General features: G+C 69.4%; 15 protein-coding genes. 9 read left to right on the top strand and 6 right to left on the bottom strand.

Translation table 11 applies throughout. The features are described 5' to 3' along the window. Positions 1–501 precede the first annotated feature (501 nt). Entirely contained in the window at positions 502–828 is a 327-nt protein-coding gene (locus ABZ312_RS29985; protein ID WP_500439148.1) for a helix-turn-helix domain-containing protein, read from the top strand. A gap of 189 nt (positions 829–1,017) precedes the next feature. Here the strand turns inward: ABZ312_RS29985 and ABZ312_RS29980 are convergent, their stop codons facing one another. Both ABZ312_RS29980 and ABZ312_RS29975 read right to left on the bottom strand, forming a co-directional pair. Then, positions 1,018–3,462 (bottom strand): ATP-binding SpoIIE family protein phosphatase, encoded by a 2,445-nt coding sequence (locus ABZ312_RS29980; RefSeq protein WP_500439147.1) that lies wholly within the window; start codon positions 3,460–3,462, stop codon positions 1,018–1,020. Between the two features lie 70 nt (positions 3,463–3,532). Further along, positions 3,533–6,010, bottom strand: a complete 2,478-nt coding sequence (locus tag ABZ312_RS29975) for a SpoIIE family protein phosphatase (RefSeq protein WP_500356384.1) — start codon at positions 6,008–6,010, stop codon at positions 3,533–3,535. Between the two features lie 384 nt (positions 6,011–6,394). Between ABZ312_RS29975 and ABZ312_RS29970 the strand changes: the two genes are divergently transcribed. Beyond that, the gene (locus ABZ312_RS29970) at positions 6,395–7,039 is read left to right on the top strand and encodes a TetR/AcrR family transcriptional regulator (protein ID WP_500328797.1); all 645 of its coding nucleotides are present in this window, start codon (positions 6,395–6,397) and stop codon (positions 7,037–7,039) included. 342 nt (positions 7,040–7,381) lie between these two features. Here the strand turns inward: ABZ312_RS29970 and ABZ312_RS29965 are convergent, their stop codons facing one another. The 3 genes from ABZ312_RS29965 to ABZ312_RS29955 form a co-directional block, all read right to left on the bottom strand. Then, positions 7,382–9,196 carry a glycoside hydrolase family 15 protein gene (locus ABZ312_RS29965; protein ID WP_500439146.1) on the bottom strand — a complete coding sequence of 605 codons (1,815 nt, stop codon included), beginning with the start codon at positions 9,194–9,196 and terminating at the stop codon, positions 7,382–7,384. A gap of 399 nt (positions 9,197–9,595) precedes the next feature. Next, complete coding sequence (locus ABZ312_RS29960; RefSeq protein ID WP_500328710.1) at positions 9,596–10,642, bottom strand: zinc-binding dehydrogenase; 1,047 nt, start codon at positions 10,640–10,642, stop codon at positions 9,596–9,598. A 128-nt stretch (positions 10,643–10,770) separates the two neighbouring features. Beyond that, complete coding sequence (locus tag ABZ312_RS29955) at positions 10,771–13,992, bottom strand: bifunctional cytochrome P450/NADPH--P450 reductase (RefSeq protein WP_500439145.1); 3,222 nt, start codon at positions 13,990–13,992, stop codon at positions 10,771–10,773. A gap of 202 nt (positions 13,993–14,194) precedes the next feature. Between ABZ312_RS29955 and ABZ312_RS29950 the strand changes: the two genes are divergently transcribed. Beyond that, positions 14,195–14,776 (top strand): TetR/AcrR family transcriptional regulator, encoded by a 582-nt coding sequence (locus ABZ312_RS29950; RefSeq protein ID WP_500328712.1) that lies wholly within the window; start codon positions 14,195–14,197, stop codon positions 14,774–14,776. Between the two features lie 151 nt (positions 14,777–14,927). Here the strand turns inward: ABZ312_RS29950 and ABZ312_RS29945 are convergent, their stop codons facing one another. Continuing rightward, positions 14,928–15,563, bottom strand: coding sequence for a TetR/AcrR family transcriptional regulator (locus ABZ312_RS29945; protein WP_500356390.1), 636 nt, complete (start codon positions 15,561–15,563; stop codon positions 14,928–14,930). A 136-nt stretch (positions 15,564–15,699) separates the two neighbouring features. Between ABZ312_RS29945 and ABZ312_RS29940 the strand changes: the two genes are divergently transcribed. From ABZ312_RS29940 to ABZ312_RS29915, 6 genes are all read left to right on the top strand, one after another. Further along, complete coding sequence (locus ABZ312_RS29940) at positions 15,700–16,845, top strand: VOC family protein (protein WP_500328714.1); 1,146 nt, start codon at positions 15,700–15,702, stop codon at positions 16,843–16,845. Continuing rightward, on the top strand, positions 16,842–17,780 hold the full coding sequence (locus ABZ312_RS29935) for a fumarylacetoacetate hydrolase family protein (protein WP_500356394.1): 939 nt from the start codon (positions 16,842–16,844) through the stop codon (positions 17,778–17,780). Before ABZ312_RS29940 ends, ABZ312_RS29935 begins: the two co-directional genes overlap by 4 nt. Further along, on the top strand, positions 17,777–19,399 hold the full coding sequence (mhpA, locus tag ABZ312_RS29930) for a bifunctional 3-(3-hydroxy-phenyl)propionate/3-hydroxycinnamic acid hydroxylase MhpA (RefSeq protein ID WP_500328716.1): 1,623 nt from the start codon (positions 17,777–17,779) through the stop codon (positions 19,397–19,399). The genes ABZ312_RS29935 and mhpA overlap by 4 nt, the downstream gene beginning before the upstream one ends. Continuing rightward, positions 19,396–21,447 (top strand): acetoacetate--CoA ligase, encoded by a 2,052-nt coding sequence (locus ABZ312_RS29925; RefSeq protein ID WP_500356396.1) that lies wholly within the window; start codon positions 19,396–19,398, stop codon positions 21,445–21,447. Before mhpA ends, ABZ312_RS29925 begins: the two co-directional genes overlap by 4 nt. A gap of 118 nt (positions 21,448–21,565) precedes the next feature. Further along, on the top strand, positions 21,566–21,919 hold the full coding sequence (locus ABZ312_RS29920; RefSeq protein WP_500356398.1) for a DoxX family protein: 354 nt from the start codon (positions 21,566–21,568) through the stop codon (positions 21,917–21,919). Positions 21,920–22,045: 126 nt separating this feature from the next. Next, positions 22,046–22,567, top strand: coding sequence for a hypothetical protein (locus ABZ312_RS29915; protein WP_500328719.1), 522 nt, complete (start codon positions 22,046–22,048; stop codon positions 22,565–22,567). The last annotated feature ends 182 nt before the right edge of the window (positions 22,568–22,749 follow it).

Genomic DNA, 22,749 nt, shown 5'->3' with positions numbered 1-22,749 from the left:
AGTACCTGTAAGTGCAGTGCGCAGTACCCAGCAGTGAAGTCAGTGAGCGGTACCCCGGTGAAGGCGTCGGCTGCGGGCGCGCGCGCCGGGAGGTTCGGCAGAGGGGTTCCAAGCCGGAGCAGGTGCAGGACGGGCGACGGGGCCGGCTGCCGGACAGTGGCGCTGTGGTAGGTCACTGAGCGGTTCGCATCACCAGCAGTACGCAGGAGAGCAGTACCCGCAGTAGGTGAGTGATTGATTCCCGAGGGAAGAACGGAGGAGCCGAGCGCCATCAGGATCGCCCGGGCGGACATCGTGAGCCCGGGTACCGCAGGACATCGATAGTGAGGTGGTCTCCGGTCACGCATCCGCGATCCCCGCACCCCCGGCAGCATTCCGGTCGGGTGGGCGGAAACAGAAGGCCGGCGCAGTACCAGGGCCGGCAGATGGTGTAGCAGTTCCTTCGGGGCCCTGGTGCCATACGGCACCAGGGCCCCCCGCGCGCTTTCGCAGAGAGGTGCAATGACAGCAGACGACTCGTTCAGCCGGCTCGACGACGACGACTACCCCGCCTACACGATGGGCCGGGCCGCCGAGATGCTCGGCACCACCCAGGGTTTCCTGCGCGCCATCGGCGAGGCCCGCCTGATCACCCCGCTCCGCTCCGAGGGCGGCCATCGCCGCTACTCCCGCTACCAGTTGCGCATCGCCGCCCGCGCCCGGGAACTTGTCGACCAGGGGATGCCCATCGAGGCCGCCTGCCGCATCGTCATCCTCGAAGACCAGCTCGCAGAAGCGCAGCGCATCAACGCCGAATACCGCCGCGCCGCATCCCGGCCCGACAGCTGACCCGCAGTCCGGGGCGACGTGCCGAGCCGCGCATTCTTCCGCCGACTCCAGAATATGAGCGCATGATCGCCGAAGATTCTCAGCCGCCGGCACACGGGCGGGAGTCCCAGCCTCGCCCCGGCGCCAGAGTGAACTGTGCGCGACGGCAACTCCAGTCGGTCGACGCGTACATCGTCACGGAGGTCCGGATCATGATGATGCTGGCTCGTCGTCAGGAGCTGTGGGGATGGGTTGTTCGGCCCAAATCGTCTTGCCGTTGTCGTTGCAACGGCAGCCCCAGCGGGCGGTGAGCTGGGCGATGAGGAACAGGCCGCGTCCTCCCTCGTCGGTGGTGCGGGCATGTCGCAGTCGGGGCTGGGTGCTGCTGGAGTCGGTGACCTCGCACACCAGGACGTCGTCGTGGACGATCAGCCGCAGGTGCACCGGTGGGTGGGCGTAGCGGATGGCGTTGGTCAGCAGCTCACTGACGATGAGCTCGGTCGACAGGAGGAGATCGTCCAGTCCCCAGGTGTGCAGCTGGCGAGCCGTCGTTTCCCGAGCCCTGGAGACGGCGGACGGGGCGGCCGGGAACTCCCAGTCGGCGGTGTGTCCGGGTGGGATGGCGCGGGTGCGGGCCAGCAACAGGGCCGCGTCGTCACGTGGTGGCTGGTATGCCAGTTCGGTGAGCAGGGACCGGCCGGTGTCGGCCAGGGGTCGATCGGGTCGGCAGGCTGTGGCGAGGGCGTCGGTCAGGCGCTGCAGGCCCTGGTCGATGTCGCTGCCGTCCCGTTCGATCAGGCCGTTGGTGTAGAGCGCGAGGACGCTGCCCGGATCCAGGTTGATCGTGGTGCTCTCATACGGCACGCCGCCGACGGCCAGGGGCGGTCCCGGGCAGATCCTGACGACCTCGGTGGTCCCATCGGGCCTTACCACGATGGGGGGCGGGTGCCCGGCACTGGCGATGGTGCAGCTTCGGCTGATCGGGTCGTAGAGCGCGTACAGGCAGGTGCCGCCGACGATGTCGTGATCGCCGGGCGGCGCTTCGGCCGCGAGACGCTGGACCAGGTCCGCCATGCGGGCGAGTAGCTCGTCCGCCTCAAGCTCCAGGTCGGCGAGGGTTTGGATGGCGGTGCGCAGGCGACCCATGGTGGCGGTTGCGGGTATCCCGTGACCGACCACGTCTCCGGCGACAAGGGCTACCCGCAAAGAGGGCAGGGCGATGGCGTCGAACCAGTCGCCGCCGATCGCCGGGTCGCCGCCTGCGGGCAGGTGGATGCCCGCAGTCTCGGCCGCAGCGGTGTCGGTGGTGGCCGGGGGAAGAAGACGCTGCCGCAGCGCCACAGCCGCACGGTGCTCGCGCGTATAGCGGCGGGCGTTGTCGATGGCCAGCGCGCCCTGGGAGGAGATCTGCCGCAGGAGATCAGCCTCGTCGTCGGTGAAGGGGGCGGATCGGCCGGTGCGCCAGACCGATATGTCGCCGAGCGTGAGACCGCGGGTGTGCAGCGGGGCCACCATCACCGAATCGCAGCCTTGCGGGACAAGGAACTCGATCAGGCGCGGTTCGCCGATCGCAGCAGCGTAGTCCTCGAGGCTGAGAGTGAGCGTCTCGCCCTGCCGGAAACTGTGCCACAGGGGGTGGTCGGGCAGGGGCGGGACGAGACCGCCGGGCTTGATGCCGGCCGGCCAGAGCGCGGCGGCCGGGGCCATGGCAGCGTTGCGAAGATGAAGATCCCCACCGCCCCCGGGAGGTTCCTCTCCTTCGAACACCGCCTGGGCAAGGTCGACGGAGACGAGATCGCCGATGGCGGGGACGAGGACATTCGCCAGATCCTGCGCGGTGCGCACGACGTTCAACGATTTCCCGACATGCTCGGCCACCTCACGGGTGAGGTCCAGATGACGGCGAGCGCGCAGCTGATCGCTGTCATCGACGTACAGGGCCGCGACCCCCGTGGGATGCCCTTGTGCGTTCTCCAGACGGAAAGCCGACAGCGACAGGACCTGCTGGCGCGCGGGATCGTGCCGCCACCTGACGCGCTGATTCCTGCGGACCACCGGGACGCCCGTAGCCAGGACCCGGCGCAGTACGTCCTCGAGGTTCTCGGCGTCCTTGGTGCACAGCATGTCGCCCAGTCGGCTGCCCGTGCACACCCGGCGGCCGTTGACAGTGCCGGGCGTGGAATTCGTCTGCACAAGGGTCAGCTCCGTGTCGTGCAGGGCGACCATGACGCGGTTCTGGGCGGTCAGCGCGCGCAGGAGCGCTGCGCCTTGCTCGTGGTTGGCGACGTGATGTGCAGGTACTGCCAGGACCAGGACGTCTTGCGAGCCGTCCACCTTTGTGGCCCGGAAGGTGACATCGATGGTGTTGCCGCACCGGTGTCGCAGCCGTACCTGGCCGGACTGCGGCTTGTGGAGCGGCCGGCGCAGATCGGCCACGAGTTCGTGTACGGGGCGCCCGCACACTTCCTCGGCGGTGAACCCCGTCAGGTCCCTGGCTGTCCCGGTCCACTGCACGACCGTGCCGCGGTCGTCGAGCACGACGGCTGCCAGGCCGTCGAAGGCGTACGGCGTACCGCCGTAGCCAGGATCGCACCCGCTTGTCGTCGCTCGGGGGGTGCTCGCTGAGTAGGCGTTGTTGGCATCCTTCATATCCATTGTTCAAATCCTTTCTGTGCATGTGGTGGGGGCTGGCACCCGCCTTCGGCGGCCAAGAGACCAGCAGCAGTCATCGCCGGGTCGGCAGCGCGGGCTCGCGTGGTGTGGACGGCAGGTCTTGTTCGGCCCAGACGACCTTGCCGTCCGTTGCGGAGCGGGTCCCCCACCTGCGGGACAGCTGAGAGACAAGGAAGAGGCCGCGGCCGTTGTCGTCCAGGGCGCGGGGACATCGCGGGCGTGGGTGGCTGGCGCTGGTGTCGGAGACTTCGCACGTCAGCACGTGGTGCTGGATGAGCCGGAGGCGGCTGGGTCCCTTGCCGTAGCGGATGGCGTTGGTGACAAGTTCACTGACGATGAGTTCCACCGGGGGTACGAGGCGCTCCAGCCCCCAGGCGCTGAGCTGACGGGCGGCCAGGTTCCGGGCAGTGCGGACGGCGGCCGGCTCGTTCCGCAGGTCCCAGGAGGCAACGTGGGCGGGTTGTAGTGTGCGGGTTCGTGCCAGGAGCAAGGTGACGTCGTCGGCCGGTGCCTGGATCGGCAGGGTCTCGATCGCTTCGGAGCACAAGGTCTCCAGGGACCGGCCGGGCTGTGCCAGGGTGGTGCCCAGGCGGTGGAGGCCGACGTCGATGTCGTCGTTGCGGGACTCGACCAGACCGTCGGTGTAGAGCCCGAGCAGACTTCCTTCGGGCAGTTCCAGTTCCATGGACTCGAAGGCAACCGGCCCAAGGCCAAGGCCGAGTGGTGCCCCGGGCGGCAGGTCCGGAAAGTTTATCCGGCCCTGCGGGTCGATGATCACCGGCGGAGGGTGCCCGGCCCCCGCCATCGTGCACCGCCTGGTGACCGGGTCATAGACGGCGTACAGACAGGTGGCGCCGACCGGGCCCTGGTGGTCCGGGGTATCGGCGTCCTCCTCGTTCGCCCGCTGGACCGTGTCATCGAGGTGCGCGAGCAGTTCATGGGGAGGTAGATCCATGTCCGCGAGGGTGTGCACGGCGGTCCGTAGCCGGCCCATCGTGGCTGCGGCGTTGATGCCGTGGCCGACCACATCGCCGACGACGAGAGCGACCCGGGCGCCGGACAGCCCGATCACGTCGAACCAGTCGCCTCCTACGCCGTGGTCCATGTCGGCCGGCACGTAGCGCGCGGCCGCCTCGATTGCGACACCGCCTCGCAAACGATGCGGGAGCAGGTCGCGTTGGAGCGTGAGGGTTGCGGCGCGTTCGCGAGCGTATCGGAGAGCGTTGTCCAAACAGAGCGCGGCCCGGGTGACGAGCTCCTCGGCAAGGAGCAGATCATCCTCCTGGAACGGCGTCTGCTCCTCGGAGCGGCCGAACAGCGCCAGTCCCAGCACGCAGCCCCGCGCGCGGATGGGTATGACCATCAAAGAGTGGATTCCGGTGTCACGGACCTTCTGCGCCCGCACCGGGTCGTGGTCGACCCATGGGCCGGCCTGGGTGTCCAGCTCCGGTTCCAGGTAAGACCGGCCTGTTCGCAGGGCGGTGGCGAATGACGAGTCCGGGTGGACGTGGACCACCTCTTCGCGCGCCCACGGGACCTGCGGGAGCCCTGGATCGATGGTGGCCAGACCGGCACGGCGCAGCCGAGGGGGGCGGCTGCTCGGCGGGCCGATGCGTGCCGAAGCCTCCAGGCCGAACGGAACCGACTCCACCAAGTCCACGATGGCGTGATCAGCCAGCAATGGCACGACAAGGTCGGCCAGTTCCTGCCCGGTCTGCATGACGTCGAGGGTGCTGCCGATGCGTGTGCTGGCTTCGCTGAGGATGGCACGGCGCTCACGGGCCCGCCGGTTGCCGGTGACATCCGCACTCATGGAGCACACCGCCAGGGGCTGGCCGTCCGCGTCCTGGAGGCAGAAGAACGAAGCCGAGAACACGTGCTCCCGGCGCCGATCGGCCGGCGGCCACGCCCGGTATTCGTGGACCATGGTGGTGCCGCTCGCCAGCACCTGCCGCATGACCACCTCGAGCGCTTCGGTCTCGAAACCGGGCAGCGAGTCGCTAAGGCGGCGCCCGAACCGCCGGGCACGAGGAATACCGTCGCAGCGCTCCATGGTGTCGTTCACCCAGGTGCAGCGCAGTTGCAGGTCACGAACGACGATGCCGATCGGCGTGCGGGCAAGGAGTGACTCGCGCACCGGCCCGTGGGCCGGTCCTGAGGACAGCGAGCCGATGTCGGTCACGGACACCAGCCACCGGGCGCTGGCGTCCTGTCCCCAGAGCAAGGAGACCCGCAAAGTCATCCTGAGCGTGTGACCATCACGATGGCGGACCGTCACGGTCCCGGACCAGCCACCCTGGGCGCGGCACTGCTCGGCGTACGCCGAAGCCCCCAGGACGTCCTCGGAGGGCCGCAGCATCTGTCCGGCGGACCGGCCCACCATCTCGCGAGCCGAGTATCCGACGAGCTGCTGAGCAGCCTGGGTCCATCCCACCACGGTCCCCTCCGCGTCGATCATCGCTATCGCTGCGTCGGGTCCGTCCCGGCGGTTGAGCGGCTTGGCAAGTGGTGTGTGGTCCGTGTTTGTCATCGGGGATATCCCATCGGTGCGGTGATGTGGGAGAGGACGGGTGTGCAGCGGCGGCCCGGACTGCGGTCGAGCGGGGACGGCCGGGTCTGCACCTTCCCGGTGGCCCAGGCCCGGGCGTGCCTCCCGCACGCGACCCGCCTAGTCGAAGGCCTTGCCGGCGCCATCCATCAGGAGGCACCTTTTGTCCACTTCTGATGAAATTATCAGATACGATCGTTTCATCGTCAAGTGCCTCATATCTGATCTTTTGATCGGCTTCTAGGGGGCGGGAACTCAATGCGCACGGGCGGGTTCGCTCAGGCCTCGCGCAGGGGTGGACAGGTGCACCTCCTGCTGCGATGATGAATTCATCAGAACTGGTAGTTCTCTTTGCGGTGCATGCTGATGCCAGCCTCAGGCAGGAGCCGATTCGAACGCCGTCGGGCCGTGACCCGGCAGGCGCTCGTCCGCGCCGCCCGGAAGATCCTGGCCGAGTCCGGCGACACGAGCGCCAGCATTCGGGCCATCGCGGAGCGCGCGGACGTGGGCTTCGGCTCCTTCTACAACCACTTCACCTGCAAGTTGGATCTCTTCGAAGCGGCTGTGGCTGATGCGCTGGAGGAATACGCCGAAGCCATCGACGAAGGCTTGCGTGGCGTTGACGACCCCGCCGAGCGCCTTGCCGGGGGCGTGCGGCTCAGCGCACGTTTGGCCGAGTCGCACCCGGAGGTCATGCGGATCCTGTGCCACAGCGAGCTCGGCCGCATTTGCGCCGGCCACGGTCTGGCTCCGCGCGCGAAGCGCGATGTGGAGCACGGTATGGCCTCGGGCCGCTTCACGGTGGTCGACCCGGTCATCGCCCTGACCGCGCTGAACGGCAGCCTGCTGGCGCTTTTGGAGCTGTGGTTCAACCGGCCCGAGGCCGACCGGGATCGGGCTGCAGGCGCGTTGGCCGTGATGCTCTTGCACATGCTCGGCGTCCCCCCGGATGAGGCCCGCGACCTGACCCGGCGCCCCCTTCCCGCCGCAACCGGGAAAGGAGCCCCCTAGTCCAGGGTCCGCTGACACCGACCGCGCACGGTTTGTTGCCTTGGTCCGCGCAGCACGCTCCCTACAGGTGGATGGGCAGGTGACGCGGGCCTGGGCCTCAAGGCGGGCCAGCGGGCCGCCGTAGCACCGGTGGATACCGCTGCCGAAGCCGCGGTATCCGTTGTCCGGGTGGGCGGCATCGAACCGGTCGGGCTCGTGGAGAACCGCTTGGGGTCGCGGCTGCCCGCGGCCAGCACCAGATCACTTTCTCCGTTGTCACCCCCTCATGCCCAGGATGGGGGCAGCGCCGCAGGCCCGCACGGCCATGCCAAGACGGCGGGCTGGCCCCGTGCAGGGCCCAGTTCAGCCGAGGGCGCGGTCGAGGTTGAAGGCAGCGCTGATCAGGGCGAGATGGGTGAAGGCCTGTGGGAAGTTGCCCAGTTGCTGTCCGGTGTGGCTGATCTCCTCGGCGAACAGGCCGAGGTGGTTGGCGTAGGTGAGCATCTTCTCGAAGGCCAGGCGGGCTTCGTCCAGACGTCCGGCGCGGGTGAGGGCCTCGACGTACCAGAACGAGCAGATGGAAAAGGTGCCTTCGTCGCCTTCCAGGCCGTCGGGGCTCGCATTGGGGTCATAGCGCCAGACCAGGGAGTCGGAGACCAGTTCGTTGCCAAGGGCGTCGAGCGTGGACAGCCACAGGGGGTCGTCGGGAGCGATGAAATTGGTCAGGGGCAACATCAACGCCGAAGCGTCCAGCACGTCGCCGCCCTCGTACTGGGTGAACGCCTGCCGGGCCGGCGACCAGCCCTGGTCCAGGATCCGCCAGTAGATCGTGTCCCGGACCGGGCCCCAGCGGACGAGGTCGGCGGGCAGGCTGCGGTGCCAGGCGATGCGCATGGCGCGGTCGATGGCCACCCAGCACATGAGACGGGAGTAGAGGAACTTCTTGCGGCCTCCGCGCGTCTCCCACACGCCCTCGTCCGGCTGGTCCCAGTGCTCGCAGACCCAGTTCACCAGGTCGCGCACTCCGCGCCATTGGCCGCTGGTCAGGGGGCGGCACCACTTGTCGTACAGGTATACCGAGTCGAGCAGGGCGCCGTAGATGTCGAGCTGCAACTGGGTGACGGCGCCGTTGCCGACCCGTACAGGCGCCGAGCCCCGGTAGCCCTCGAGATGGGGGAGCTCGCGTTCGGGCAGCTCGGAGCGTCCGTCGATGCCGTACATGATCTGCAGTGGTCCCGAGGGTCCCTCGCGCCGGGGTATGTACCGGGTGAGGAAGCCCATGAAGGCTTCGGCCTCTTCGGCGAAGCCGAGCCTGAGCAGCCCGTAGACGGCGAATGCGGAGTCGCGTACCCATGCGTAGCGGTAGTCCCAGTTGCGGCCACCGCCGATCTGCTCGGGCAGGCTGGTGGTGGGGGCTGCCACGATCGCGCCGGTGGGCGCGTAGGTGAGCAGTTTGAGTGTGAGGGCGGAGCGGTGCACCATCTCCCGCCATCGGCCGCGGTAGCTGGACTGCTGCAGCCAACTTCGCCAGAAGGCGACCGTGGTGGTGAACGCCCGCTCAGCTTCTGCCTCGGCGTGCAGGTCGCCGCGCGGCGGGGTCTCGCCGCTGGTCTGGTCGAGGACGAAGACTGTCGTCTGCCCCTGGGACAGTTCGAACTCCGCCCATACGTCGCTCTCGTCGTTCTTCAGCGGCACTGTGGCGGTCAGCATCAGCGACAGCGCCTCGGAGGTGAAGAGGGCGGCCTGGTCGAGCAGCCGCACGGTGTGGGGCTGGGCGCCGTAACCGAACCGGGGGGCCACCTGGGCCCGGAACAAGATCCTTCCGCGGATGCACACCACTCGCCGGATCAGCCTGTGGCGGGCGCACTGGCCGGCCTCTGCCACGGGCATGAAGTCCTGGATCTCTCCCAGCCCGTCCTCGGTGAAGAACCGGGTGATCAGCACATTGGTGTCCGGGAAGTAGAACTGTTTGGTGTCGGCCGGTACGGCGGGGGACAGCTCAAACGCTCCACCCCGGTCCGCGTCCAGGATGGCGGCGAAGACACTGGGGGAGTCGAAGGTGGGGCAGCAGTACCAGTCGATGGTCCCGTCGGTGCCCACCAGGGCGGCTGTGCGCAGGTCCCCGATCAAGCCGTGGTCAGCGATCGGCGGGTACCGGATGGATTTGCGCTGGCTCATTGCTCCGAACATCGCAGCAGCCTCCCTTGCCCCTGCGTCTTCTTGTGTTCTTCCCGATCGCAGGGGCATCAGACCGGCCCGACAGGGTCAGCGCGGCGCTTCTTCCGCCGCCCGCGGGCAGCCGGCTGACCGGCAGGCGGTCCGGGGCGCGGGTCCGCCCCCCTGCGTGGGCACGCACGGAGGCGCTGAACGCGCACATCTGCTGCCGGTCGAGATGAGTGGAGCCCGCGGAGCCGTGCCTTTTCGTCGCGCCTGCTCGTGCGGCCTCTGGACTCGCACCCACGCGTCGGCCGGTGGGGACCGCGAGGCGAGGGATGCCGGACGGCCGTGGGCGCCGGTGCTCCGTCAAGCACCCGCGCCCACGCACCCCTGCCCGAGGTGGCTTGTGCGCAGCAGTCGTCAGGGCACGAGGATGAGACGGATCGGGTCGCCGATCTTGTTCTCCAGCCGGTTGACGGCGCCGGCGGCGTCGGCGAGCGGGATGTGGTCGGTGATGGAGGGGGCCAGGTCGAGACGGCCGGCTGCGGTCAGCCGCACCAGCTCGCTTACGGACTCCGGGAAGCCGCCGTAGTGGCCGCGCACCTGCTTGCTGAGGTAGTTGAAGGTCAGGCCCTCGCTGATGGTGAGCGGGTGCGGCGTGATGCCCACCAGGATCAGGGCGCCGTTCAGGCCGAGCACGGAGGCGGCCTGTTCACGGACGGCGGGCACGCCGGCGCAGTCGAAGGCGAAGTCCAGGCCCCGTCCGTCGGTGGCCGCGCGTACCTGGTCGGCGAAGTCGGGGGCGCCCGGGTCCAGGGCGTAGTCCGCGCCGAACGCCAGGGCGCGCTCGCGGGCGCTGGCCAGCGGGTCGACAGCGATGATCGGCGCGGCGCCGACCAGGCGGGCGAGGCGCAGGTTGTGCGCGCCGACTCCGCCCACGCCCCAGACGCCGACGGACTGGGCGGGACGAACGCCTGCGGTGGCGACGACGGCGGCGTAGGGGGTGGAGACCGCGTCGGGGATGATCGCGGCCTGGTCGAAGGGGAGGCTGTCGGGGATCGGGATGAGGGTGTCCTCGCGGGCGACGGTGTATTGGGCCCAGCCGCCGTCGTAGTCGATGCCGGCGGTGAGCATCTGGGTGCAGGGGCGGTGGCGCACACAGCCGGAGCACCGGCCGCAGGTCTTGCCGGCCTCCAGGGTGACGCGGGTGCCGACGGTCAGGCCGCGCTTGAGGCCGGGGCCGAGAGTGTGGATCACACCGGAGACCTCATGGCCGACGGTGACCGCATCAGAGGTGGCGAACAGCGGGACGAGGGAGCCGTCGATCAAGTGGACGTCCGACAGGCAGACGCCGGCGGCCTTGACCTCGACGAGCACCTCGCCCGGACCGGGCACGGGGACGGGGACCTCCTCCACGACGAACTTCTTGCTGTCCAGGTGGAAGCGTCCGGCGAGCATGGTGTCCATGAAGATCTGCTTTCTGTGAGCGGCATTTCCCGGCGGGCCGACGGGTGCCGATGGCGTCTGGCGGGCTTGTGGTGGCCGGAAGACATGCGGGGCGGCAGGTGCGACGCATGCCTCCCGGCGTCTGGGGGTCAGGCGAAGACGTCCTGCTGGTAGCGCTCGTCGGCCTCGAGCTGGGCGAGCCATTGCTGGGCGGTCTCGTCGTCGCTGCCGGTCCGCTGGCGGTAGATGGCGGCGAGGGCCTCGCGGACGGCGGGTGCCATGCGGCGGCCGTCACCGCAGACGTAGATGTACGCCCCGTCTTCGATGGCTTGCCACACCGTGTCGGCGGCGCCTGCGATGGCGTTCTGCACGAACCGGGCCGGGTGGCCGGTCACCGCCGAGTAGGCGGTGTGGATCTGCGCGATCCCGGCCTGCTCCCAGTCCTGCATCTCCTGCCGGTAGAAGTAGTCGTGCTCCGGGTGGCGGCAGCCGACGAAAACCTGCGACAGGCCGACCTGCGTGCCGTTCTCGTGCTGCCAGGCCCGCTCCTCCAGGAAGCCGCGCAGCGGCGCGATGCCGGTGCCGGGGCCGATCAGGATCAGCGGCGTGGCGGGGTCGGCCGGCGGGGCGAACGTCGGCGAGGGCACGCGGATGTAGCCGTACACGACGTCTCCGGGCTCCAGGCCTGCGATGTAGGAGGAGCAGGTGCCGCGGTACTGGCCGTCACCGGACAGGGCCGGCCCTTCCAGCAGGCCGACGGTCAGGCGCACATGACGCGGGTTGGCCTGCGGGGCGGAGGAGATGGAGTAGAAGCGGGGACGGATCGGGCCCATCATCTCCAGGAAGACCGCCAGCGGCAGGTCGACCGCCGCGAAGCGCTCCAGCAGGTTGAGCACCGAGACCCGCTTGCCGAGGATCTCCTCCTGGTAGCGCTCTTCGGCTTCGGCGGTGTCGGCGGTGTAGGCCTGCAGCTGCGGCCGGGTCCAGGGGCACTCGGTGTACTCGGAGAGGGTCTGGATCTGGGAGCGGGTAGCGATGTCCTGCAGCTCCAGGAACTCGGTGAGCAGGATTCCGGCGGTGACGGGGACGCCGACCGGCAGGTGCGTCCTGCCGCCGCCGGGCTGGTCGAGCCGGAGCACCTGGTCGTTCTCGACACCGAGCCGGGTCAGTACGCGGTTGACCAGGGCGGGTTCATTCTTGGCGAAGACGGCCAGGTGGTTGCCGGTGTCGTAGGTGACACCCTCGGGGAGTTCGACGGTGATGGACTTCGCGGACGGGCGCGGCGGCTCGATGCTGAAGTCCCACAGGCCGGTCGCGTCGGCCACGAGTTCCTCGTTGGCCACCACCGTGAGGGGGTAGGCCTGCTCGGAGACGATGGCAGGGCGTACGTCCGCCTCGGTGAGCAGCTGGATCTGGTAGCGCGGGCCGCTCGCCTCGGAGGTGTCGGCGGCGTACTCCTCGGCCAAGGTGGTCCACAGGGTGTCCATCCAGCGGGTGGCCATGCCGTCGAAGTCACCGGAGGCGTCGGCGATGCCGCGCTCGATGACGGGGGTGGCGCCGGCGGCTAGCAGGCCTTCCTCGATCCGCTTGGGGAAGGCCTGGTAGGTGGCTACCCACTGGGTGTTGCCGGCGCCCAGCAGCGCGAACCGCATGTTGGACAGCGAGCCCTCGGGCAGTCCAGCGGCGAGCAGGTCGTCGAAGCGCTGGGCGTTGTCGGGAGCCTTGCCGTTGTAGCTCGCGGCGACAACGGCGAGCAGGCCCTCGGTGGGCAGGTTGTCGCCCAGCTCGTCCAGGCTGAGCAGCGTGGTGCCGAAGCCGGAGCGCTCACTGCGGTCGGCGATGGTGCGCGCCAGGTCCTCGCACGAGCCCAGGCTGGAGCCGTAGGCGACGGTCAGGTTCACCCCGACACCGCTGACCGCGGTTTGCGCCTGCGTGCCGTCGGTCTGCCGGTCCGCGGCGCCGAAAACCGTCCGCTGGTGATCCTGGCGGCGACGGACGACCAGCTGGAAGTCACCGGGCTTGCGCGTCAGCGCCTCCCGCACGTCCATCTGGTAGTCGCCGGTGTCGGAGAACTTGAACTTCTGCAGCACCAGCGCCAGGGCCAGGCGGGCCTCGGTGAGCGCGAACTGCCGGCCGATGCAGGCACGTACGCCGTTGCCGAACGGCTTGTAGGCGTGCGGGTGCTGCTGGGCGCGGTTCTCCGGCAGCCACCGGTCGATGTCGAACTCCTCCGGCCGCTCCCACGCCTCGGGGTGGGAGTGCAGCGCGCCCATGAGGATGTTCGCCCTGGTTCCCTTCTTCAGCTCATAGCGGCCGCCGATGACGGTGTCCTCGATCGGCGCCTTGGCGATCAGAGGGATGGGAGCCCACAGGCGCAGGGTCTCCTCCAGGATCCGCGGGATCACGTCGAGCTGCATGATCGTGTCGTAGTCCGGCACGGTGTCGCCGGGCAGCAGCCGGTCCACCTCGGCGTAGGCCTGGGCCAGTACGTGCGGGTTGCGCATCAGCGAGTACGTGGCGAACGACAGCAGGCCACTGGTGGTTTCGTGACCGGCGATCAGGAACGTCACCACCTGGTCGCGGACGTTGTCGTCCGCCAGCAACTTGCCGGTCTCCGGGTCGGTGGCCTGGAGCATCAGGCCCAGCAGGTCCTCCTCACCGGTGCCCTTCCCCTCGCGGCGCTCCTTGATCACGCTCTCGACCAGCTCGCGCATCACCTGGATGTTCCCGCGGTACTTCTTGTCGTCAGCCTTGCGCAGCTTGGTCATCATCGGCAGCTCTTGCGAGCGCCGCAGTGACTCGATCAGCGCCTCCAGCAGCGCGTTGAGGAAGGGGTGCAGCTCCTCCTTGCCGAACGACTGGAAGCGGTAGCCGAAGCCGGACAGAGCGATGGTGTCCAGGGTGAGCCGGGTGTAGTCGTCGGTGATGTTGACCGGCTGCCCCTCACGGTTCTCCCACTTGCCCACCAGGTTCTCGGCGATCTCCAGCATCTGCCCGAAGTAGGCCTTCATGGCTCGCTGGCTGAACGCCGGCAGGAGGATCCGGTGCGCCATGGCCCATTCCTCCTCGTGCTGGTGGGCCGTGAACAGGCCCGCCCCCGTGAAGTCCCGCACGTGGCTCAGCGGTGTCTTGTCGATCTGCTTGAAGAACCGCGTCTCGTCGCAGACCTCGGCCACCAGGTCCGGGTCGTACACGAAGACCTGTTCGATACCGGCGATGTCCATGCCGTAGATGCCCTCAGGGAACTGCTTGGACAGCTTGCCGAAGTACTCCACCGGGTTGGTGCTGGGGATCTGCGGCGTATGGCCGAGCAGGGGGATCCCCCGCGGGGACCGGATGGGACGCAGATCGGTCACGGGTTGCGTGGCCATGACTTGCTCCTTTGTGCGAAGAGGGGGAGGGGCAAGGGCGTTGTGCGATGCGGGGGAAGGCCGACCGGCGGCGAACCCTCGTTTCCATACGCCGTATGGAACTGCTTCCAGTGTTACCATACGACGTATGGAAACCCCAAAGAAGGCTCCCCGGGGCACGAGGAAGAGGGACGTACCACTCACCCAGGACGGCATCTACGCCATGGCGCTGCGCCTCATCGATGCCGACGGTGTTGAGGCGCTGACCATGCGCAAGCTCGCGGCCGCGCTGGATGCGAACCCCATGTCGCTGTATCACCACGTGCCGAACAAGGACGCCGTACTGCGCGGCGTCGCCGAGCGCGTCGGCTCACATTTCCGCACACCGGAGCAGGAGGACGCTCCCTGGCAGGCGCGCCTGCGTCAACTGGCCCTTGACTTCCGTTCCCTGGCGCACCGTCACCCCAAACTGATGCAGTACTCCTTCGCGCGCACCGACTACATCCAGCCCGAGGACCCCTTCTGGCGTGGACTTACGGACACGCTGGCCGCCGCCAGGCTGCCGGCCCCCGAGATCCCGCGCGTCGCTGCAACCCTGTGCGCTGTCTTCACGGGTCTGCTCGTCAGCGAACTGACCGGAGCGCTCCAGCGGTGGACCACCCTCCCGCCGGCACCGGTCGGCCCCGACGGGGAAGAGGCGCCCGCCCCCTCGTCAGACGAGATCGACACGATGTTCAGCCGTGCGCTGGACGCCGCGATCGCAGGTGTGCAAAGCCACCCCGCACGGGCCTGCGAGGGAGCGTGACGGGAAGGCGCGGACGCCGCTGACCGACAGCGTGCAAGGAACACCACGCTTGCCGCGGAGCGGGCGCCTCCCGCAGGGGCCCTCGTCGTATCGCCGACGCGGGGGTCGGAGCCCCCGGCAGAAGATCGCGGTGCCGGTCGGCCGACGCGGGTCAGGCGAGGCTGGGAAGGGTGCGCCGGGTGATGTCGTGGGCCTCGTCGGCGGGGACGCCCAGCATGCGCAGGACCATCTCGGCCAGGTTCGAGGCGGCCTCGTCACCGTCGACGTCAGGCCGGGCCAGCCTCAGCGCCACCAGGGACAGCAGGGTTCCGCCCACTGCCGACAACGCCATGGTCGGCTCGGCGCAGGTGAAACGGCCCGAGGCGATGCCGTGCTGGATGTCGCGCAGCGCTCGCGGGGCGAGGCCGCGCTCGGAGTGGATGTGGGCGAGCCCGTGGTCGCGCAGGATCCGCATGAGTTCCGGGTGGGAGTCCACCATCCGTCCCGTGAGCCGGAACCCCGCCGCGACGAGTTCGGCCGGGTCGTCGATCCCCTGGACGCGCTCGTCGATGACCTGCCCGAACTCCTCCAGGGCGTCCGAGACGGCGGCGTCGAACAGATCGGTCTTGGACTCGAAGTGGTTGTAGAAGGAGCCGAAACCGACGTCCGCGCGATCGGCGATCGTCTGGATGCTGGCGCTGGTCTCGCCGGTCTCCGCCAGCAGCTGGCGGGCCGCGCGGACCAGGGCGTGGCGGGTCTCGGCGCGGCGTCGCTCGAAGCGGTTCCCGGGCGGGGCTGACGTCGGCATACGGAGAGTGTAACAACCGTGGCGATGAGTCCTACATGTCTGATGTTTTCATCAGTTACTTGGTGTCCCCCTATTGACGATGAAGTTTTCAAAGTTGATGATTTCCTCATTACAGCTGTGTTGCTTGGAGGGCACCATGTCCGAAACTCCCGTTAACAAGGCCGACCCGCCGACGGCCCACCAGGACCTTCACAGCGAGCAGGGCGCCCTGCGCGGCGAGCACCCCGGGCGCGCCCGCAATCCGGTGATCAAGGTGGCGGACCTGGCGTGGCTGGAGTTCGAGAAGCCGGACCTGGACCGGGCCGAGGTGTTCGCACGTGACTTCGGGTTCGCGATCGCCGCCCGCACCGAGCGGGAACTGTGGCTGCGCGGCACCTTCGCCGGCTCACCCTGTATGGTCATCCGCCGTGGACGCGCCTCCCGCTTCATCGGGCCGGCATTCCGCGCGGCCGAGCAAGCCGATGTGAACCGGCTGGCCCGCGCCACCGGCAGCACCGTCACGGACGCCGACGTACCGGGCGGCGGACAGTCGGTCTCCTTGCTCGACCCCTCGGGCATGCCGGTTCGGGTCGTCCACTGCGCCGAGCCGTTGCCCGCGCTGCCCGAGCAGCGCCCGCTGACCTTGAACTTCGGCACCGATCACCGCCGCACGAACGCCACCCAGCGTCCGCCCCGCGAGCCGTCCCGTATCCAGCGTCTGGGCCATGTGGTCCTGGAGACGCCAGTCTTCGCCCGGACCCTGGACTGGTACCTGGACACCCTCGGGCTGATCGTGTCCGACTTCCTGTTCCTCGACGGGCAGCGCGACCGTGGGCCGACCATGGCCTTCATCCGCTGCGACCAGGGCAGTACGGCCGTGGACCACCACACCCTGGCCATGCACCTGGGACCCGGAGCCGGCTACGTCCACTCCGCCTACCAGGTCACCGACCTCGACGCGATCGCCGCCGGCGGAGAATACCTGGCCGAGCGCGGCTACCGGCGCAGCTGGGGGATCGGCCGCCACATCCAGGGCAGCCAGCTGTTCGACTACTGGCGCGACCCCGACCGCTTCATGCTGGAGCACTTCGCCGACGGCGACCTGTTCTCCTGCGACGTCGAGCCCGGGTGGGCGCCGATGTCCGCCGGCGGGCTGGCCCAGTGGGGCCCGTCGGCCACCCGTGACTTCCTGGGCACGAGCCCGTCCCCCGCCAAGCTCCGCGAGGTCCTCAAGGCCCTGCGCGGCGACAACGAACTCGACCCCGCACGCCTGCTGGGCCTGATGAAAGCGATGAGCTCATGAGCACCAACGTCATGCGCACCGCCGACGGCTGGTGGGCGGTGCGCAACGAGCGCGCCGTCCCGATCGACACCAAGGCGGCCACCACCGCCGAGCTGCTCGCCGACCGCGACGCAGTCCGCGAGGCCGCCGCCTCCACCGAAAGCGGCACGTTCGTCGCCGACCTGGTGGCCCTGGCGCCGGTCACCACCCCCTGCCGGGTGGTCGCACAGATGGTCAACTACCGCAGTCACGCACGCGATTCGGGCTTCACCGGAGACATCCCGCCCACCTTCTTCCGCAAGGCATCCGGCTCGGTCAGCGGTCCGCACGAGGCGATCGTCCGCCCCGCGCACGTGAAGTTCCTCGACTACGAGGTGGAACTCGGCCTCGTCCTGGGCGCCCCCCTGCCCGTGGGCACCGTCGTCGAGGAGCGAGACCTGCCACGCTACGTCGCCGGACTCGTCCTGGCCAACGACGTCAGCGCCCGAGACGTCCAGCTGACCAAAACCCAGTTCTACGAGAGCAAGTCCTACCCCACCTTCACACCCACCGGACCGCACCTGGCCCTGCTGGAGCCCGAGGACTTCGCCCACCTGCTCGACCTGCGACTGCGACTGTCCGTCAACAGCGAACCGCGCCAGGACCACACGCTGGCCGACATGATCGTGCGACCCGCGCAGGCGCTGACCCTGCTCGCCCGCTTCCAGACCCTCGATCCGGGCGACCTGCTGCTGACCGGCACGCCCGGCGGCACCGCCTTGAAGGCCCCGCCCAAGGCGGTCGAGAAGATCGGCGCGCTGCTGCCGCCCGCACGGAAATGGAAGGCATTCTTCAACAGCCAGGCCAAAAATCCCCGCTACCTGCGGCACGGCGACCTGATCACCGCCACGATCGCCACCCCCGACGGGCGGATCGACCTCGGCGAGCAGCACACCCCCGTGACGGACGCCGAGTGAGCGCCACCGCATCCCGGAGACCAGTGGTGATCATCGGTGCCGGGCCCGTGGGCGTCACGGCCGCCCTCCTTCTCGCCAAGCGCGGCGTGCGCAGCCTCGTCCTGGAACGCCACCAGGGCATCTACCCCCTGCCACGCGCCGTCGTCGTGGACGACGAGGTCCGCAGGATCCTGCAGAGTCTCGGCATCCACGAGGAGTTCGCCGCCATCTCCCGCCCCGGGCGGGGGCTGCGGCTGCTGGATGCCCGGCACCGCCTGATCGCCGAACTCCCGCGGTCCCCGCACGGACACCACGGCTTCCCGCAGACCACCATGTTCGACCAGCCCGAGCTGGAACGCCTGCTGCGCGACGCCCTGGCCCGCCATCCCGAGTGCGAACTGCGGACCGGGACGGAAGTCACTTCTGTCACCCAGGACACCAGCGGACCCCACGGCCCCATGGGCCCGGTCCAGGTCACCTTCCGCCGCGACGGCAGCGACGAGGAGGAGCACCTGTGGGCCGATGCCGTCCTCGGCTGCGACGGCGCGAGCAGTCTCACCCGCCATGCCATCGACGCCGCCTGGGACGACCTGCACTTCCAGGAACGCTGGAGTGTCATCGACGTGCGCACCAGCCGCCAGGTGCGCACCTGGGAGGGCGCCGAGCAGATCTGCTGCCCCACCCAGCCGGCCACCTTCATGCGCGTCGGCGAGGACCGCTACCGCTGGGAGTTCCGGCTCCCCGAAGACGAGCACCTGGACGGCCCGGACGGAAACCAACGTCTGCGCAAGCTGGTCGCCCCCTGGGTGGACCTGCCCTCCGATGCCCCGTGGGACAGCGACTTCGAAGTGATACGCCAGGCGCAGTACACCTTCCGCGCCCGCCTGGCCGACCGGTGGCGCCAAGGACGCATCTTCCTGCTGGGCGACGCCGCCCACCTCACCCCGCCCTTCATCGGGCAGGGCCTGTGCGCGGGCCTGCGCGACGCCCACAACCTCACCTGGAAACTCGCCCGCGTCCTCCAGAACGAAGCCCCCGAAGCACTGCTGGACACCTACGAGCACGAACGCAAACCGCACGCCCGCCGCATGATCCGCCTCGCCGTCACCGTCGGCTGGGCCATGACCGGCGGCCAGGACCACGCCGCGGCGATCCGCCGGACCCTGGTGGGCGCAGCCTGCCGCATCCCCGGTGTGACCCAGACCATCAGCCGCGACCTGAGCCCCGCCCTGAAAGCCGGCCCCCTGGTACGGCGCCGCTGCCAGCTGGCCGGCCGCGTACTTGCCGGAACCCACAGCCCGCAACCCTGGGTGCTGCACGACGGCAAACGCGGGCGCCTCGACGATCTCCTGGGCACCTCTTTCGCCCTCCTGACCACTGTGCCGCCCACCCCCCAGATGACGGCCGTGACCACCGCACTGGGCGCACACACCCTCCACGCCGGCGCCCTGGGCGACGACGGCACCCTGGCCTCCTGGCTGGCAAGCGGCCGGGCAGATGCCGTCCTGCTGCGCCCGGACCGCATCGTGATGGACACCGTCCCCGCCGGTACCGGGAACTTCACCGGCACCGCCGCCTGGGCACCGCTGCTGCGCACAGCCCCGCCTGCCGTCCCCCTGCCAAGGAGCGCCACCCCATGACCACCCCGCACTCCGCGCCGTGTCCGGAACCGTTCTTCACCCCCGACCCGCAGGCGGCCGTCCGCAGCCGCATCGCGGACTTCGCCCGGCAAGCCGTCCGGCACCCAGGCGCCGAAGGCCTCCAGGACCCCGCCGACTACCAGGCTCTGTACCGGTGGTCCATCACCGACCTGGAAGGGTTCTGGGCCGCGGTGTGGCAGTACTTCGCCATCGACGCGACAACACAGTACGAGCAGGTGCTGGCCGCGGAAACCATGCCCGGAGCCCGCTGGTTCCCCGGCGCCACCCTCAACTACGCCCACCACGCGTTGCGCAACCTGCAGCCGGACGCTCCCGCGATCATCGCGCTGGACGAGACCGGAGCCGGCTACGAGATCACCGGCCGGCAGTTGCGCGCCCAGGTCGCCTCCGTCGCCGCCACGTTGCGCGACCTGGGCGTCGGGCAGGGCGACCGGGTGGTGGGCTATCTGCCCAACACCCCCCATGCGATCATCGCCTTCCTCGCCACCGCCAGCTTGGGCGCGGTGTGGTCGGTGTGCGGCCAGGACTACGCTCCCCAGGCCGCGGCCGACCGCTTCGCCCAGCTCGAACCGACGGTGCTCATCACGGCGGACGGCTACCTCTTCAACGGCACCACGCATGACCGCCGCGACGCCTCCCTCGAACTCGCCCGCGCTCTGCCCTCCGTGAAGGGCACGGTGCTCATAACCCACGTGGGCCTGGCATGGCCCGAGGACAGGCACCCAGGACAGACGGTTCCCTGGCAGGACGCCACCGGCCGCACCGAGGAACTCGCGTGCGCCCCGCTGCCCTTCGACCACCCCCTGTGGGTCGTCTTCTCCTCCGGCACCACCGGCCGGCCCAAAGGCATCGTCCACGGGCACGGCGGGGTCCTGCTCGAACACCTCAAGACCCTCGCCCTCCACACCGACCTCGACCGCGGCGACCGCCTGCTGTGGTACACCACCACCCACTGGATGATGTGGAACCTGGTCGTCTCCACCCTGCTGACCGGTGCCGCCACCTGCACCTACGACGGCAGCCCCGCCCCGCAAGCGCGCCCGGACATCCTGTGGGAGCTGGCGGCCCGCCACCAGGTCACCGTCTTCGGCACCAGCCCCCAGTACCTGCTGGCCATGGCCAAGCTCGGCATCGAACCCTCCAAGCACGACCTGGCCGCCATCCGCGTCATCGGCTGCACCGGCTCCACCCTGCCCGCCTCCGCCTACCCCTGGGTCCGCGACCACGTGGGGCCCGGCGTCCAGATGGCCTCCACCAGCGGCGGCACCGACGTCGTCTCCGGCTTCGCCGGAAGCGCTCCCACCAGTCCCGTCTGGGCAGGGGAGCTGTCCGCCCCCAACCTCGGCGTGGCACTGGCCGCCTACAACGCCGAAGGCACTCCGGTCCGCGACCAGGTCGGCGAACTGGTCATCACCCGGCCCATGCCGTCCATGCCGCTGCACTTCTGGAACGACCCCGACGGCAGCCGCTACCACGATGCCTACTTCGCCACCTACCCGGGCGTGTGGCGGCACGGCGACTGGATCACCCACACCTCCCACGGCTCGGTGATCGTCCACGGCCGCTCCGACGCCACCCTCAACCGCAACGGCGTACGCCTGGGCAGCGCTGACATCCACGACATCGTCGAACGCCTCCCTGAGATCACCGAGGCCCTCGTCATCGGCGCCGAGGAACCCGACGGCGGCTACTGGATGCCCCTGTTCGTCGTCCCCGCACCCGGCGTCACCCTGGACGACACCCTGCGCGACAAGATCCGCGACGCCATCCGCGCCGGCGCCTCACCACGCCACGTCCCCGACGAAATCCTCGCCGTACCGGCCATCCCGCACACCAAGACCGGCAAGAAACTCGAGGTTCCCGTCAAACGCATCCTCCAAGGCGCGCCGGTCGAGCAGGTGCTCAACCCCGCCGCCATCGACAACCCCGACCTTGCAGCCTACTTCGCCCGCGTGGGTGACGAACGTCGTCGGCAACGCGGCCTCACCGCAACCGCAGACCACCACAGCAGCAGGAGCAGCCGATGACGTCCTCAACATGCCCCGCTGGCGGCCAGCCGGGCCGCTCCACCCGGCCGCAGCAGCGCGCTTCCCCCGGTGAACACGGCCCACCATCCAGCCGCCCCCACACCGGTAAGGCCCTCGCATGAACCTCCCCACCGTCCTGCTCTGCCTCATCGCATTGATCTTCGCCCTGCTGGGCATGGCCAAGATGCTGGCCCTGGGCCCCATGCCCAAGATGGCCGCGCACGCCGGCTTCAGCACCACGGGCTACCGCGTCATCGGATCCCTGGAACTGGCAGGTGCCGTCGGCGTGACCCTCGGCCCCGTCGTGCCGCTGTTCGGAACCCTGGCCGCCACCGGATTGCTGCTGCTCCTCGCCGGTGCCGTGGCAACCCATGTCCGCAATGGCGACAGGCTGCCCAGCCTCATCCCCGCAATACTTGGCGCGGCACTGATCGCCGGGTACCTCGTGCTCCTCGCCGGGACCACGTGGTGAACCGGCCCGGGCGCCTGCCTCACGCACTCCGTGGTCCAGGACGCCCTCAGCCACTTACGACACCACGCTCTGACAATCAGTAACCGTAAGAAGGAAGGCGGAACACAACCGCCTTGGTGTACCGACATGCAAACTGGAAACATCGCCACCTGGGTCGGCATCGTAATCACCTTGTTGATCTCTCTGGCGACACGCCGCGACGCAAATCGCCAGGCGCAAATCGCCGAAGAAGCCAACATCGCCAGTCAGGCACAGGTTGAGGCCGCCGAGCGCAGAGCCATCGCCGTCGAAGACAACCTGGCCCAAGCCCTGAAGCTGCTCGCGCAGTCGCAGAACGCCACGACGCCCCTGCAATCGCTCGCTACACCTGACCCGGCGGGCCGACCCGCGGTGGGGTGGGACCTTCAGCGCCGCGGAACACACGCCTACCTGCTGCGGAACTGGGGCGCGTCGACCGCTACCGGGGTACATCTGGAGCGCAAACGAACGACAGCCATCGTGCGCAACCTGCCCGAGAATGCGACCGTGCGGCCCGGCGAGTCGCTGCAGTTCCTGATGGTTCCCACCTTCGGACACCCACTCCCGGGAGAGGTCTGGGTGAAATGGGACGGCCAGGCGGAACCCATGGCCGTCCCGCTGCCCCGCTGAGACCGCCTGCCCAGCGGCGCGTGGCCGTTTGCCGGCAGCGCTGGTAGGCCTGGGGCAGGGAGCGAGGGTGTATACCCGGTGCACCCGGGCGCCCCCCAAGTGATCGGCTGCACCACGAAAAGGGACGCCATTACCTCCCCCATTGTCGGGTTGATGCGAAGCCGCTTCGCAGGGGACGAGAG

Source organism: Streptomyces sp. NPDC006207 (genome assembly GCF_040613835.1).
GTDB lineage: Bacteria > Actinomycetota > Actinomycetes > Streptomycetales > Streptomycetaceae > Actinacidiphila.
Note: the sequence above shows the minus strand (reverse complement) of the source record. Positions and strands in the feature narration are given on the sequence as shown.

What these genes read in the sequence shown, in the direction of transcription:
- ABZ312_RS29965 (WP_500439146.1), bottom strand. Translation starts at nt 9,196, where the DNA reads ATGAGCCAGCGCAAATCCATCCGGTACCCGCCGATCGCTGACCACGGC.
- ABZ312_RS29945 (WP_500356390.1), bottom strand. Translation starts at nt 15,563, where the DNA reads ATGCCGACGTCAGCCCCGCCCGGGAACCGCTTCGAGCGACGCCGCGCC.
- ABZ312_RS29975 (WP_500356384.1), bottom strand. Translation starts at nt 6,010, where the DNA reads ATGACAAACACGGACCACACACCACTTGCCAAGCCGCTCAACCGCCGG.
- ABZ312_RS29980 (WP_500439147.1), bottom strand. Translation starts at nt 3,462, where the DNA reads ATGGATATGAAGGATGCCAACAACGCCTACTCAGCGAGCACCCCCCGA.
- ABZ312_RS29955 (WP_500439145.1), bottom strand. Translation starts at nt 13,992, where the DNA reads ATGGCCACGCAACCCGTGACCGATCTGCGTCCCATCCGGTCCCCGCGG.
- ABZ312_RS29985 (WP_500439148.1), top strand. Translation starts at nt 502, where the DNA reads ATGACAGCAGACGACTCGTTCAGCCGGCTCGACGACGACGACTACCCC.
- ABZ312_RS29935 (WP_500356394.1), top strand. Translation starts at nt 16,842, where the DNA reads ATGAGCACCAACGTCATGCGCACCGCCGACGGCTGGTGGGCGGTGCGC.
- ABZ312_RS29970 (WP_500328797.1), top strand. Translation starts at nt 6,395, where the DNA reads ATGCCAGCCTCAGGCAGGAGCCGATTCGAACGCCGTCGGGCCGTGACC.
- ABZ312_RS29950 (WP_500328712.1), top strand. Translation starts at nt 14,195, where the DNA reads ATGGCGCTGCGCCTCATCGATGCCGACGGTGTTGAGGCGCTGACCATG.
- ABZ312_RS29925 (WP_500356396.1), top strand. Translation starts at nt 19,396, where the DNA reads ATGACCACCCCGCACTCCGCGCCGTGTCCGGAACCGTTCTTCACCCCC.
- ABZ312_RS29915 (WP_500328719.1), top strand. Translation starts at nt 22,046, where the DNA reads ATGCAAACTGGAAACATCGCCACCTGGGTCGGCATCGTAATCACCTTG.
- ABZ312_RS29940 (WP_500328714.1), top strand. Translation starts at nt 15,700, where the DNA reads ATGTCCGAAACTCCCGTTAACAAGGCCGACCCGCCGACGGCCCACCAG.
- ABZ312_RS29960 (WP_500328710.1), bottom strand. Translation starts at nt 10,642, where the DNA reads ATGGACACCATGCTCGCCGGACGCTTCCACCTGGACAGCAAGAAGTTC.
- ABZ312_RS29920 (WP_500356398.1), top strand. Translation starts at nt 21,566, where the DNA reads ATGAACCTCCCCACCGTCCTGCTCTGCCTCATCGCATTGATCTTCGCC.